Source organism: Micromonospora sp. CPM1, assembly GCF_023896895.1.
Taxonomy (GTDB): Bacteria; Actinomycetota; Actinomycetes; order Mycobacteriales; family Micromonosporaceae; genus Micromonospora; species Micromonospora tulbaghiae.
Map to the genome: position 1 here is coordinate 373,687 of NZ_JAMHIU010000001.1, position 13,862 is coordinate 387,548.

Annotated in this window: 10 protein-coding genes; 8 read left to right on the plus strand and 2 right to left on the minus strand. The window is 73.0% G+C overall.

The window, feature by feature from the left end:
• Positions 1–24: 24 nt before the first annotated feature.
• Both M8C11_RS01310 and M8C11_RS01315 read right to left on the minus strand, forming a co-directional pair.
• A complete protein-coding gene (locus M8C11_RS01310; protein WP_252447900.1) occupies positions 25–921 on the minus strand; it encodes a WXG100 family type VII secretion target in 897 nt (298 codons plus the stop codon).
• Complete coding sequence (locus M8C11_RS01315; RefSeq protein ID WP_121685092.1) at positions 918–1,328, minus strand: YbaB/EbfC family nucleoid-associated protein; 411 nt, start codon at positions 1,326–1,328, stop codon at positions 918–920. Before M8C11_RS01315 ends, M8C11_RS01310 begins: the two co-directional genes overlap by 4 nt.
• Positions 1,329–1,580: 252 nt before the next feature.
• Between M8C11_RS01315 and M8C11_RS01320 the strand changes: the two genes are divergently transcribed.
• The 8 genes from M8C11_RS01320 to eccB all read left to right on the plus strand — a co-directional run bounded on the left by M8C11_RS01320 (position 1,581) and on the right by eccB (position 13,862).
• A complete protein-coding gene (locus M8C11_RS01320) occupies positions 1,581–1,901 on the plus strand; it encodes a WXG100 family type VII secretion target (RefSeq protein ID WP_091416604.1) in 321 nt (106 codons plus the stop codon).
• Positions 1,902–1,938: 37 nt separating this feature from the next.
• Positions 1,939–2,241 carry a WXG100 family type VII secretion target gene (locus M8C11_RS01325; protein ID WP_013286988.1) on the plus strand — a complete coding sequence of 101 codons (303 nt, stop codon included), beginning with the start codon at positions 1,939–1,941 and terminating at the stop codon, positions 2,239–2,241.
• 132 nt (positions 2,242–2,373) lie between these two features.
• Complete coding sequence (locus M8C11_RS01330) at positions 2,374–3,210, plus strand: hypothetical protein (RefSeq protein WP_208576442.1); 837 nt, start codon at positions 2,374–2,376, stop codon at positions 3,208–3,210.
• Positions 3,211–3,252: 42 nt separating this feature from the next.
• A complete protein-coding gene (locus tag M8C11_RS30385; protein WP_305884523.1) occupies positions 3,253–6,717 on the plus strand; it encodes a hypothetical protein in 3,465 nt (1,154 codons plus the stop codon).
• Between the two features lie 2 nt (positions 6,718–6,719).
• Positions 6,720–7,118, plus strand: a complete 399-nt coding sequence (locus M8C11_RS01340; protein WP_252447901.1) for a hypothetical protein — start codon at positions 6,720–6,722, stop codon at positions 7,116–7,118.
• Positions 7,115–11,074 (plus strand): type VII secretion protein EccCa, encoded by a 3,960-nt coding sequence (gene eccCa / locus M8C11_RS01345; RefSeq protein ID WP_252447902.1) that lies wholly within the window; start codon positions 7,115–7,117, stop codon positions 11,072–11,074. The genes M8C11_RS01340 and eccCa overlap by 4 nt, the downstream gene beginning before the upstream one ends.
• A 13-nt stretch (positions 11,075–11,087) precedes the next feature.
• Complete coding sequence (gene eccD / locus M8C11_RS01350) at positions 11,088–12,497, plus strand: type VII secretion integral membrane protein EccD (RefSeq protein ID WP_121683182.1); 1,410 nt, start codon at positions 11,088–11,090, stop codon at positions 12,495–12,497.
• Positions 12,498–12,503: 6 nt separating this feature from the next.
• A complete protein-coding gene (gene eccB, locus M8C11_RS01355) occupies positions 12,504–13,862 on the plus strand; it encodes a type VII secretion protein EccB (RefSeq protein ID WP_252447903.1) in 1,359 nt (452 codons plus the stop codon).

The following is a 13,862-nucleotide window of genomic DNA, read 5'->3' on the forward strand; positions in this document are numbered from 1 at the left end:
CCTAGCGGGGCGCGGGTGGGTGGCTCAGGCGCCGGGGATGATCGGGGTGGGCGTGCCGTCGGGCGCGTAGCTCAGGTATAACGGCTGGTAGCCGGGCGCGGTGGGGTCCACGGCCGGGTTCTCCTTGACGACGAAGAACCGGCCCTGTCCGGGATCGATCGTCCTGCCGTCCGGGGTGGTGACGGGTGTGCCGGTCAGCGGGGTGATCGAGTCGTAGAGGTTCGCGTCCACCCGGGTGCTGCCGTCCTCGAACGGGTTGAGCGCGATCAGGCGGTACTCCTCGGGCAGCGGCCGGCCGCCGACGTGCGCGGTCGCGTACTCCGGCTGCACGAAGTAGGACGAGATGGCCGGCAGGGCGGCGGTGACCGGGAGCAGCGGCTCGGCGGGCCGGACCGACCGCATCGGCGTGCCCTGCTGCTGCGGCAGGAGCCGGGCCTGCTCGGTGACCGGTTCACCGGCCGGCTCACTGACCGCCAGCTTGCGGGACAGCAGCTGGCGCCGGCGCGGCTCACCCTCCGCGGTGGGCTCCAGCACCCGGCCCGTGACGGCTGTCCGCGTCGCGTACGTGGGGCCGTCCAGGCGGTCGAAGTCCTTGGCCATCTTCCGGCTGACGTCCAGGGCGGCCTCGTCCGCCTCCCGGTACGCCCGGCCGCTCTCCGTGAGGCCCTGGGCGGTGTAGTGCAGGGTGCCCTTGACGCCACCGATGATCGCTTCGAGGTTGTCCAGGCCCTCCAGGAACTTGGTCGAGAACTGCTCGCCCATGTCGTCGTCGCCCCAGGCGTTGGCGTACCGGGCGCGCAGGGCGGTCAACTGGGCGAGGTAGGACTCGTAGAGCTGCACGTGCGACTCGTACGCCCTGCCGAGCCCTTCCACGCCGTCCGGGTCGACCCACAGCCGCCCGCCGGGATTGTTGCCGATCATTCGGGCCCCCGGGTCAGGAGTTCCCGCACGCTCGTCACCATGCGGGGTTCCTTGGGCAGGAACGCGTCGGCCCCGGCCTGGCCCCGGACCAGCTTGTGGGCGTCGAGGCCGTCCGGCAGCACCGGCGCCAGCACCTCGGCCGCCTGGTTCATGACCTGTTCCTTGGCGTCGGCGTAGGTCTCCAGGATGAGCCGGGTCAGGTCGGCGGTGGTGAGCCGCTTGTGGGCGCCGGAGGGGAACTGGACGTCGGTCAGTACACCGTTCTGGCCGACGGTGACGCTCACCTCCCGTCGCGGTGACGTCGCGGTGGCCGAGAGGGCACTCATCCGGGCCTGCATCTCGGCGAGGCTGTTGCGCTGCCGCTCGTACTCCTGGAACAGGCCTTCGATGCGCTCGCTGTAGTTCACGACGGACCACTCCCTCGACGTCGCGGTCCAGTGAAGACGCCGCCCCGGTCGCGCCGGAACTCCGGCCGGGGATCAGTGCATGAAAGTGCAACCACTCTTCCCGGGCTGTCGGCCGGCGCCGCCCGTTCCGGGGGCGCTGCCGTGCAATGTTGGGTGACGTTCGGACATGGTGGCGCGACCGGGTTGCCGCCGGGCACGGCCGCGGATCAACACTCTTCCCTGCCACCGTTCCCTGACACGAGGAGTCCGGCCGTGACGATGCCGATCGTCAGCACCACCGAAGAGGGTATGCAGCGGGCTGCCCAGGAGTTCTCCGACAAGGCCACCGAATTCACCGGCCAGCTGCGCGCGGTCAACGGGCAGATGGCCATCCTGATCTCCTCCTGGACCGGCCAGGCGTCGCAGGGCTTCAACCAGGCCATGGACAACTGGGAGAACGCCTTCCAGCGGGTGATCAACGAGCTGCTCAACATGCTCGAGGTCATGGGTGTCACCACCAAGGGCTACCAGACGGCCGAGGACGAGGCGTCGAGCGTGGCCAACTCCTTCGGCGCGGCCCTGCCGGGCATCTGAGCCGCACCCCGACCCCCGATCTCCCGAGAGGACCGACATGTCCAACTACACCTTCGACTTCGTGCAGGCAGACGCCGTGCTGACCGACATGAACCGCATCAACGGCCAGATCCAGTCGTCGCTGGAGGAGATGGAGCGCACCGTCGAGGCCAGCCTCGCCCAGTGGACCGGTGCCGCGCAGGAGCAGTACAAGGTCTCGAAGCTGGCCTGGAACCAGGCGGCCGACTCGATGGTCGGCTACCTGGAGCAGGCCCGGATGACGCTGCTGCAGATCTCGGACAACTACGGCACCACCGAGCAGCGTCACGCCATGATCTGGAACGACGTCCGCGGCGGCTGAACCGCCGGACGGCCGCCGCGGACGCGGCGTGGCGGCCGACGTCGTCCGTCCCCGGCCCGGTGAGCTAGACGACCCGGGCCGCTGGGGTCTGTGCCAACGTTCCGTCGTCGACTCTCGAGTGGAGTGAGCTCCATGGCCCGCATTGACTGGGGATACCCCAACGACAAAGCCATCAGCGCGATGAACGCCTACGGCATGGGCGACGCCGCCCTCAACAAGCCGGAGGGCACCGTTCAGGCGGCGCACGACTCCTGGATGGCGTTCTACAACAAGAACCAGAACAATCGCACCGGCGTGAACTACGAGAAGTGGAAGGACGAGGTCCGCGCCGAGCATCCGGAGTGGATCGAGGCCCGCGACTGGTACGACAAGAACATCCTCGACACCGACGGCTGGAAGAACCTCGTCAAGACGTACAAGGACAACATCACCGACCCGTCGAACGTGAAGCCGCCCGCGTTCACCGACCAGTCCGACTGGATCGACGACAAGATCCAGACCGGTTCGGGCTTCAAACCGCCGGCGATCAACCCGACGTTCAAGGGTGACACCGCCTCGACCAGTGGCGTGGCGGTCAACACCGCCGCCCTGAAGTGGTTCGCGGAGGACGTGCTGGGCAGCATCACCGGCGCCGGGAAGATCCTGCTCACCACGGCCGACCAGGTGGGCGCGATCGACCCGCGTCCCGGCGCCTTCGCCCGGGCCGAGGTGCTGCGGCAGGCGATCGTCGGGGCGACGGCCCAGGACGGCGGCGTCAAGGGCGACATGAAGGACATGCTCGTCAACATGAACACCGCCCTGCTCGCGGTGCAGACCGCCCTGCTGAAGATGGCCGCGGAGTACGAGAACCTCGAAGAGCTCAACGCGCTGACCACCGACAAGCTCGGCGAGATCATGGGTGACTCCTTCAAGGGCCTGGACAACCTGAGCACCTACGGCCAGAAGATCGTCAAGACCGACGGAAACTGACGCGGGCGGACAGGTCTCGCCGCTCGCGAAGAGGGACAGGGCATGGGCAACGGTCTCGGTGACAGCAAGCTCGACGGCTGGAACGACCCCGCGGAGGAGGCGGCCACCTTCCCACCCAAGGTGATCCCCGTCAGCGACCTGTACGACTACCAGACCTGGGCGAAGGAGACCCGGGGCTGGCGGAAGCTCGAGGCCGCGGTGAACGGCGGCGCCGCGCTGACCACCGAGAGCGGGCGGGACCATGCCGAAACGCTGGTGAGCGTCCGGTCCGTCGTCGAGACCGCGCAGGCCTTCCAGGCGACCCAGGACCTGCTGATCTGGCTCGAACAGACCATCCGTACCGCCGTCACCTCGATGGTCGGCGACGACAAGGCGTGGAAGGGGCCGGCGGCCAACGGGTTCCGCGACAAGATGAACTTCTACGCCGACCTGCTCGGCAAGCAGGCAGAGCACCTGGCCGGCGGCGCAATCCCGGACTCCACCACGGCGGCCAACAGCATCAACTCCTCGACCAACCGCAACTCGCTGCCGTCGCAGCTCTACGACGCCGCCAACCATCTGTCCTGGGCCCAGCAGACGATCACCTACCTGGACCGCGCCTGGGCGTCGATCGCCTCGGACAACGGCGTGGGAAGCGGCAGCGGCCCGGTGCCGATCAGCGGCACGGAGTACGAGAAGCCGATGGCCCAGCAGATGTCCGAGGTCGTCCACACGGTCGCCGAGAAGTACAGGATGACCACCGACAGGGCGGGGACGTCCGGGGTCACCATGCCCACGCCCAGCATCACCACGCCGACGATGCCGAACCTCACCACCCCCAACCTCACGACGCCGAACCTCACGCCCCCGCCGACGGTCCCCCCGCCGGTGTTCACCACGCCCTCCATCGGTGGCGTCACCACTCCGCCGGTCAACGCGCCGCCGAACATCACGGTGCCCACGATCACCCCGCCGAACCTGGCCGGTGGGCCCGGCACCGGCGGACCGGGCACCGGCCAGGGACCGGGGACCTTCACCCCGCCGTCGTTCTCCGGCCCCGGCGAGATCGGCGGTCCCACGCCCGGCGGCGGGGGTGCCGGCAGCGGGCTGCCCGGCTTCGACGCGCCCGGCTTCGACGCGCCCGGCATCAATGGGCCGGGCGGCCTCCCGGGCGGCGGTCTGCCCGGCAGTGGCGTACCGGGCGGATTCGTCCCCGGTGTGGTTCCGCCGGGCATCAAGCCGCCCGGCTCGGCCAACCTGGGCGGCGGCGCGGGCGGCACCGGTTCGGTCAAGCCGCCGTCGTTCTCCGGACCGGGTGAGGTGGGCGGCCTGAAGCCCGGGGCGGGCACGGGCGCAGGCATCGGCAGACCGGGCGGCGGCTTCACCGCGCCGGGCGTCCCCGGCTTCGGCTCGCCAGGAGGCGCCGGCCCTGGCGCGGGTGGTAGCCCGAGCCTGCCGGAGAAGCCGGACGCGAACGGGCTGCTCGGCAACAGCGACGACTTCGCCCCCGGGGCCGTCGGCGGTGTGGACATTCCGGCCGCCCCCGGTGGCGCCGTCCCCGGTGGCGGCGGCTTCCAGTCGCCGATGATGCCGGGCATGCCCGGCGCGGGCGCTCCCGGTGCCGGTGCCGGCGGCGGATCCGGTGTCCCCGAGGCCCCTGACGCCAAGGGCCTGGTGGAGGGCGACGAGGCGGACTGGCGGTCACCCGGGTTCGACGGCGTGCAGGTTCCCGGCGCGCCGGCCGGCGCCTCGTCCGGCGGCGCCGGGCTCGGTGCGGGCATGCCGCCCATGCCCGGCATGCCGGGGCCCGCGGGCGGCGCGAACAATCCCGGCGGGGCCGAGTCGCCCGACGCCCGGGGACTCGTCAGCGGCGATCCGGAGACCTGGGGACCGGTGGGCGTGGACGCGGGTGTACCGGACGGGTCGGGCGGTGCGCCGGCCGGTGGTGACGGGCTCGGCGTCGACGGCCCGCAGATCCCCGCCGCCCCGTCCGTGGCTCCGGGCGTCGGCGTCGACTCGCCGGTGGCGGCGCCGGCCGGCCCCGCCATGCCGATGATGCCCGGAGCGCCGGGTGCGCCGGGCGCCGGTGCGGGCACGCCCGGCGGCGGTGTGCCGGACGCGCCCGACGCCTCCGGACTGATCCGGGCCGACCTCGACGACTGGCGCCCGTCGACCCCCGACACCGGCACACCGCAGGCGCCCACCGGAGCGGACGCGGGCGGTGTCGGGCTGGGGGAGCCGGCCCACTCCGCGCCTCCTGTGCCGCCGAGCGCCGGTGCGACGCCGCCGGCGGCCGGTGTGGTGCCGCCGGTGGCCGGCCCGCCGGGCGCCAACGCACCGGCCGGGACCACACCCCGGGCCGCGTCCGACGCGTCCGGTCTGATCCGGACGGACGAGGCCGACTGGACTCCGGCCGGACCGGGGGACGGCGGACCGGAGGCGGGCGGCGGCACGGCGGCCGGTGGCGCGGGACTCGACGGCTCGGCGCCGGTAGCCGGCGTGCCCGGCCCGCGGCCGGGGCCGGGCGACGCGACGGCGGGCGGCGGCGCGGGCCCCGACGGTTCCGCGCCGGTCACCGGCGTGCCGGGCTCGCAACCGGGTCCGCCCGTAGCCGGAGATCCGGGCGTGCCGGGGGCCGCCGCCGAGGAACCGGCCGCGCCGGAGGTTCCGGCAGCGCCCGTGCCCGGCATCGGCGGTACGTCGCCGGGCGCGCCCGTACCCGAGGTGATCGCACCGCCGACGGCGGTGGAGGTGCCGACCGTGGTCGACCTGTCCCCGGCGGTGGAACCGCCGCCGCGGGCCGAGCCGCCCGCGGCCGTTGCACCGCCCGCGGCCGTTGCGCCGGCTCCGGCCGTCGCGCCGCCTCCGGCCCTCGCGGAGCCGGCGGCCGGCGGTGTCGTGGCGGCTCCGGTGATCGTGGGCCAGCCGGGCCTGCCCGCCCAACCCGGCCCGGTGCCGAACCCACCCGCCCAGGCAGTTGCGCCGAACCAGCCCGCGCAGCCGAATCCGCCGGCGCAGCCGAACCAGCCCGCACAGCCGAGTCCGCCCGCGCAGCCGAACCCAACCGCGCAGGGGAACCAGCCGGCCTCGCCGGGAGGCGGCGGTCCGGAGGGGACGCACCGGAAGGCCGGCGTGGCCGCTGCCGTGGCCGAGGGCGAGGTGGCGGTCGCGGTCCCCGGCGCGCTCGGGCTGGCCGGCACCGCCGCCGTGGCCGGACTCGCCGGTCCCGGCCCGCAGACGTCCGGCCGCGCGGCGGCCGGCGCGGACCCCGACGACCCGGCCCGGGCCGGCACGGTCCGGCGCTCCGGTCGCGACGACGACCGCGAGCCCGGCGCGGGCCGGGAGCCCGCCGCCGGGCTGCGCGAGGACGACGCCGTCTGGGGCGGTGACCGCGCCCGGCCGGCGGCCGACGACCATGTGCCGCTGGTCCGTCCGGACGACGACCCCGACGACACGACGGGCTGGGACGACCTCAGCGACGCGGACTGGCTGACCGGTCCGTCAGCGGACGAGGGCAGGGAAGGGTGACCATGTCGGAGACACCGCAGCCTCCGCGCGCCGTGTGGCGGCGGGTCGCGCCCGCGAAGACGCCCCGGCCGGCGGACGGCACGTTCGACTTCTTCGGCGCCGACCTGGAGAAGATGCGCGGGTGCGGCGAGCCCGGCGTCAGCGACGCGGAGTTCACGACGTCGCTCGCCGAGGAGGAGAAGGCGGCGGCCGCCCGCGCCGAGGCGTTCTGGGCCGAGCAGGAGCGACGCCGCCGGGACGAGGAGGAGCGGGCGAAGAAGGAGAAGAAGCGCCAGGCCGAGGAGGACGACGACGTCAAGGTGGCCGAGCGCTACCGCAACGACCGCTACGCGGTGAAGCTGCTGCGCCAGGAGCGCACCGTCTGGGGCGGCGACGGCGCCGACGCGGGGACGATCGGATGAGTACGGTCACCGTGAAGCGCCCGCCGCGCGCGCCGGGCCCGGAGGCGCCGGAAGGCTCGATCGAGCTTCAGGAGCCGCCGCTGATGGCCGAGGAGGCCCCGCTCGACTTCCGCTCGTTCGCGATGGTCGTGCCGATGGGCCTCGGCATGGGCGCGATGCTCGCCATGTTCGGCCTCTACAACCGCACCCCGATCATGTACGTGATGGGCGGCGCGATGGCCGGCGGCATGCTGCTCATGGGCGTCATGCAGATCGGCCGGGCGGCCGCCGAGCGCAAGCGCAAGATGCGCGGCGAGCGGCGCGACTTCCTCCGCTACATCGGGCAGCTGCGCAAGCAGGCTCGCGAGGCGGCCGACCAGCAGCGCCGGCACGTGCTGTGGAACAACCCGCAGCCGGGCTGGCTGTGGTCGATCGCGATGGGCAGCCGGCTGTGGGAGCGCCGGCCCAGCCACGACGACTTCGGCCGGGTCCGCATCGGCCTCGGCCGGCAGACCGCGATGCTGAAGTTCGATCCGCCGTCCACCAAACCGATCGAGGATCTCGAACCGCTGTCGTCGATCTCGCTGCGGCGGTTCTCCGAGGCGTACCGGACGGTGTCCGGCATCCCCACCTCCGTCGGCCTGCCGAGCTTCACGAGTGTCGAGTTCGAGGGCGCGATCGACCCGGCGATCGACCTGGCCCGCGCCATGGTGGCGCAGCTCGCCACCTTCCACGCCCCGGACGAGCTGCGGATCGCGGTGCTCGCCGCCGAGGTGCACCGGCGCCCGTGGGAGTGGGTCAAGTGGCTGCCGCACAACGCCCACCCCACCGCGTACGACGCGGCCGGCCCGGTCCGGATGTTCGCCGGCAGCCACGACGCGCTGATGGACATGCTCGGCCCCGAGATCACCGACCGGGGCGACCACGACCGGGCCGTCAGACCCACCACCAGCGAGCCGCTCCTGGTGATCGTCGCGCATCTGGTGGACCTGCCGGACAGCTCCCGCCTGCTCGGCGCGGGCATCCGCAACGTGGTGCTGCTCGACCTGACCGGCGCGATGCCCGGCGGCCCCAAGGTGCTGCGGCTGACAGTCACCGACGACGTGGTGGAGTTCCCGGCCGGCGCGACGACCGGTACGGCCCGGCGTGACGGGCTCGACCAGACCCAGTGCGAGGCGCTCGCTCGGATCATCGCGCCGAAGCGGACCAGCGGCACGCTGGAGGTCTCCGACGAGCCGCTGGACACCAGCTTCGAGCTGACCACGCTGCTCGGCATCCGCGACGCCATGACCTTCGACGTGCAGGCGCTGTGGCGTACCCGCACCCCGCAACGCAACCGCCTCATGGTGCCGATCGGCGTCACCGAGGAGGGCGAGGTCATCGAGCTGGACCTGAAGGAGTCCGCGCAGGGCGGCATGGGACCGCACGGCCTGCTCATCGGCGCCACCGGCTCGGGCAAGTCGGAACTGCTGCGTACCCTCGTCTGCGGCCTGGCCGCGACGCACAGCTCGGAGATCCTCAACCTGGTGCTGGTCGACTTCAAGGGCGGCGCCACCTTCCTCGGCATGGACAAGCTGCCGCACACCTCGGCGGTCATCACCAACCTGGCCGACGAGCTGCCGCTGGTCGACCGGATGCAGGACGCGCTCAACGGCGAGATGACCCGGCGGCAGGAGATGCTGCGCGCCAGCGGCTACGCCTCCCTGTTCGACTACGAGAAGGCGCGCGGCAACGGCGCCCAGCTCGTGCCGTTCCCGGTGCTGCTCATCATCGTGGACGAGTTCAGCGAGCTGCTGTCCAGCAAGAGCGAGTTCATGGACCTGTTCGTGTCCATCGGCCGGCTCGGCCGGTCGCTCGGCGTGCACCTGCTGCTCGCCTCCCAGCGCCTGGACGAGGGCCGGATCAACCGGGTCGAGGGGCACCTGTCGTACCGGCTGGCGCTGCGCACGTTCTCCTCGATGGAGTCGCGGTCGGTCATCGGCGTGGGCGCGGCGTACGAGCTGCCGCCCGAGCCCGGCAACGGCTACCTCAAGGTGGACACCACGAACCTGGTGCGCTTCAAGGCGGCGTACGTCTCCGGGGCGTACACCGGAACCGGACGCCGCGGCGGCGTCGCGGACGCCGGGGACGAGCCGACCGCGGACGTGGTGCCGTTCACCACCCGGCAGGTCGCGGTGCGCCACGACCCCGGGCCGGAGCGTCCGGCCGAGCAGGTCGAGGAGCCCGCCGCCGACGCGAACGGGCCGAGCCTGGTCGAGGTGCTGCTGGACCGGCTCGCCGGCTCGGGCCCGCCGGCCCGCCAGGTCTGGCTGCCGCCGCTGTCCGCCGCGCCCAGCCTGGACTCGCTCATGCCGAGCGTGCTGCCCGACCCGGTACGCGGCATGACCATCGACGACCCGGCCGTCCAGGGTGGCCTGCGCGTCCCGGTGGGGGTGGTGGACCGGCCCGCCGAGCAGCTGCGCGAGCTGCTGGTGGTCGACCTGAACGGCGCCGACGGCCACGTCGGCATCGCGGGCGCCCCGCAGAGCGGCAAGTCGACGCTGCTGCGCAGCCTGATCCTGGCGCTGTCGCTGGCGAACACGCCCCGCGAGGTGCAGTTCTACGGCCTCGACTTCGGCGGTGGCGGCCTCGCCTCGATCGCCGGCCTGCCGCACGTCGGCTCGATCGCGACCCGGATGGAACGCGACCGCGTCGTCCGGACGGTCGAGGAGGTCCTCCAGGTCATGGAGAAGCGGGAGGCCGAGTTCGCGCGGCACGGCCTCGACTCCATGTCCAGCTATCTCGCGAAGGTCGCCGAGGGGGTGATCGAGGACGGCTTCGGACACGTCTTCCTGGTCATCGACGGCTGGTACACGATGAAGCAGGACTTCCAGGAACTGGAGCAGAAGTTCCAGGAACTCGCCTCGCGCGGCCTGTCCTTCGGCGTGCACGTGATCGTCACCGCGACCCGCTGGTCGGAGCTGCGTACCTGGATGCGGGACCTGCTCGGCACGAAGCTGGAGCTGCGGCTCGGCGACGCGATGGAGTCCGAGCACGGCTCCCGCAAGGCGGCCACGGTGCCCAACCAGGTCGGCCGCGGCCTCACCGCCGGCGCGCTGCACTTCCTGGCCGCGCTGCCCCGGATGGACGGCAGCTCCGAGGTGGGCGACCTGGCCGAGGCGACCAAGTCGGTGGTCGAGGAGATCGGCACGTTCTGGCCCGGCCCGGCCGCCCCGCCGGTACGGATGCTCCCCGCGCACCTGATGGTCGAGACGCTGCCGCCGCCCGAGTCCGACTTCAAGTTCGTCATCGGCCAGGACGAGCAGCGTCTCGCCCCGGTCTGGCACGACTTCATGACCACCCCGCACATGCTGGTCCTCGGCGACAGCGAGACCGGCAAGACGAACCTGCTCCGGCTCGTCCTGCGGTCCATCCAGCAGCACTACCCGCCGGAGCGGGCGAAGGTCGTGCTCGGCGACTCGCGCCGCGACCTGGACACCGCGATCGGCGCCGCGTACCAGGTGGGGTTCGCGTTCACCGGCGACAAGATGCACGAGCTGGCCGGCCAGGCGTCGGTCTCGATGAACCGGCGGATGCCCGGGGCGGACGTCTCGTCCGAGCGGATGCGCAGACGCGACTGGTGGGAGGGGCCGGAGCTGTTCGTCATCGTCGACGACTACGACCTGATGACCAAGAGCACCGGGATGGGTTCGACGCTCGACCCGCTCCTGCCGTTGCTGGCCCAGGGCGCCTACATCGGCCTGCACGTGATCGTCGCGCGGAGCACCTCCGGCGCGATGCGGGCCATGATGGACCCGGTGATCCGGCGGATGTGGGAGCTGGGCACGCCCGCGACGCTCTTCTCCTACCCCAAGGAGGAGGGCAAGTTCCTCGGCGAGGCGAAGCCCCGCCAACTGCCGCCCGGGCGCGCCCAGCTCGTCACCCGGCGCGGCGTACGCCTGATGCAGACCGGTTTCGTGTCGGACACGGCCCGATGAGAGAGGCTCGCTGGTGACCGCAGCGCTGAACGACCAACTGTGCCGGATCACGGTGATCGGGCCGGCCCGCCGGGCCGACCTGGCCGTACCGGCCCGGATGCCGGTGGCGAACCTGATGCCGCTGCTGGTGCGGCACACCACCGACCTGGCCCGGGTGCCCGACGGCGAGGTGCCCGACGAGTCGTGGGTGCTGCAACGCCTCGGCCAGGCGCCGTTCGAGCTGTCCGGCACGCCGGAGAGCCTGGACTGGCTGGAGGGCGAGGAACTGCACCTGCGCCCGGCGCAGGACCCGCTGCCCGAACTCGACTTCGACGACCTCGCCGAAGGCGTCGCCACAGTGGTCAACCGGCGGGCCGACAGGTGGCAGCCGGAGTACCGCCGGGTGCTGTTCCTGGTGCTCTCCCTGGTGGCGATGGGCCTGATCGCCGCCGTGCTCGTGGACCGGGGGCCGGTGCTGCCCCAGGTGGTCGCCGGCGCCGTGCTCGCGGCCGGCCTGTTCACCGCGGCGATCGTCAGCGCCCGCCAGCAGACCGACGGCGCGTTCCCGCTGCTGTTCGGCGGCGGCGCGGCGTTCTTCGCGGCCGTCGCCGCGTCCAGCGCCGTCGACGGCGACCCGGACGGCGTGGCCTGGAACGCCGCCGCCGGGCTGGCCGCCGCCGTCGCGGTCGTCGCGGTGACCGCGTTCCTGCTGATCGCGCAGCGCACGGTCACGCCGGTCATGCCGTTCGCCCCGCTGCTGATCGCCGCGCTGACCGCCGCGATGGTGGTGCTCGTGCTGCTGGCCGGCGACGGCTTCGCGCTCACCGCCCCGGAGGTCTCCGCGGTGGCCGTGTCGGTGATCCTGGTGCTGATCGTGATCGCGCCCCGGGCGGCGGTGAAGCTGGCCCGGCTGCGCGGACCGCAGCTGCCGAAGACCGGCGCCGACATGTCGTACGACATCGAGCCGGAGGACTCCGACCTGGTCAAGTCGCGCGCCGACGAGGCGGACACCTACCTGACCGCCTGCATGACCGCGTCCGCGCTGGTCCTGCCGGTGCTGATGCACCACACCATGCGGGTGCCGGGCTGGTCCGGGTGGACGCTCGTGCTCGTGACATCGGGTGCAATCCTGTTGCGCTCGCGTACCTTCTTCGGGTTCTGGCAGCGGGTCGCCCTGGTGGCGGCCGGTACCGTCGGCTACCTCATGGTGGCCCTGACGTTCTCCGACAAGCTCGCCCCGACCGGCCGGTACGTCCTGCTCGGCGGGCTCGTCGCCCTCCTGGTGCCGCTGGTGATGGCCGCGCTGCGGCCGTGGCCGCGACGCATGCTGCCGTTCTGGGAGTACACGGCCGGCGGGCTGGACGTCGCGACCGGCCTGGCCGTGCTGCCGGTGCTCGCCCAGGTGCTCGGGCTCTACGCCTGGGCCCGCGGACTCTTCGGGTAGCCGGCCGTGCAGACCCAGCGCGACCACGTCCACGCCCACCAGTTCATGATGGGCCGGTTGAGTTCCGCCCTGGTGCAGGGCGACCCGTCCACGGCGGAGATACCCGGGCAGCGCGCCGTCACCGGCCTGGCCTTCGGCGTGCTCATCAGCGTCCTGGTCGTGGCCGGGTTCGCCGTCTACGGGTGGATCGTCCCGGGCGGCAGCAAGGCGTACACCCGCAGCGGCGTGATCCTGGTGGAGAAGGAGAGCGGCAACCGGTACGTCTACCTCGACGGCGTGCTGCGCCCGACGCCGAACCTCACCTCGGCCATGCTGATCCAGGGCGGCGGCGCCACCGTCAAGCTGATCTCCAAGGAGTCGATCAAGGACGTTCCGCGCGGACCGTCGATCGGCATCGACGGCGCGCCCCAGTCGGTCGCCACCGGGTCGATGGTCGCCGGCCCGTGGCTGGCCTGCCTGCCCGGCTCCGTCGCCGACGAGCCCGGCGACCGGCTCGGCATCAACCTCGACCCGCGTGCCGAGGCCGTACCGGTGCCGGCCGATCGCTTCGCCGTCGTCCGCGCCGCCGACGGGCCGACCTACCTGGTGACCGCCGACCGCAAGCACCGCGTCGCCGACCCCGCGGTGCTCGCCGCGCTCGGCGCCACCACCACCCGCAAGGTGCCCGCGCCGCAGGACTGGCTCGACTTCCTGCCCGACGGACCGGACCTGGCACCGGCCACGATCCCCGGCGAGGGCCGCTCCGGGCGGGTCGGCGACCGCACGTACCCGATCGGCACGCTGTTCCGCCAGCGTCCCGACACCGGCGCGGAGCAACTGCTGGTGCTGCGCCGCGACGGCCTCGCGCCGCTGAGCCGGACCGAGTTCCTGCTGGCCACCGCCACCTCCGGGAAGGAGCAGCCGGTGGAGCTGAGCGCCGCGGGCCTCGCCGCCGCGCGGATGTCGGCCGACCGGTCGCTGCTCACCCGGCTGCCCGACCTGACCGGCCTCACCCCGCAGGAGCCCGGCCCGTACGCGCTGTGCCTGCGCCAGAGCCCGGTGGACGGGACGCGGTTCGACAGCACCGCCGTCCTCGTCCCGCCGGCCCGCTCCGGCGTCCGCCCCGACGGCCGCACGTCGGTGCTCCTGGCGCCCGGCAGCGGCATGGCGGTGCTCCCGGCACCGGTCGGCTCCGGTGCGGCGCAACCCCTGCCCACGTACATCGCGGACGACGGAAAGGCTTACCCGATCGGCGACCAGGACGCGGTACGGGCGCTGAAGCTCGACCGGGTCGTGAACGTTCCCTTCCCGAGAGAGCTGCTCGCGCTGGTGCCCCAGGGCCCGACGCTGGGCATGAGGGCCCTCGCGGCCGCAGAAGTGGGGTAG

Coding starts and splice junctions, on each gene's coding strand:
- M8C11_RS01310 (WP_252447900.1), bottom strand. CDS start 921: ATGATCGGCAACAATCCCGGCGGGCGGCTGTGGGTCGACCCGGACGGC.
- M8C11_RS01325 (WP_013286988.1), top strand. CDS start 1,939: ATGTCCAACTACACCTTCGACTTCGTGCAGGCAGACGCCGTGCTGACC.
- M8C11_RS01330 (WP_208576442.1), top strand. CDS start 2,374: ATGGCCCGCATTGACTGGGGATACCCCAACGACAAAGCCATCAGCGCG.
- M8C11_RS30385 (WP_305884523.1), top strand. CDS start 3,253: ATGGGCAACGGTCTCGGTGACAGCAAGCTCGACGGCTGGAACGACCCC.
- M8C11_RS01340 (WP_252447901.1), top strand. CDS start 6,720: ATGTCGGAGACACCGCAGCCTCCGCGCGCCGTGTGGCGGCGGGTCGCG.
- eccCa (WP_252447902.1), top strand. CDS start 7,115: ATGAGTACGGTCACCGTGAAGCGCCCGCCGCGCGCGCCGGGCCCGGAG.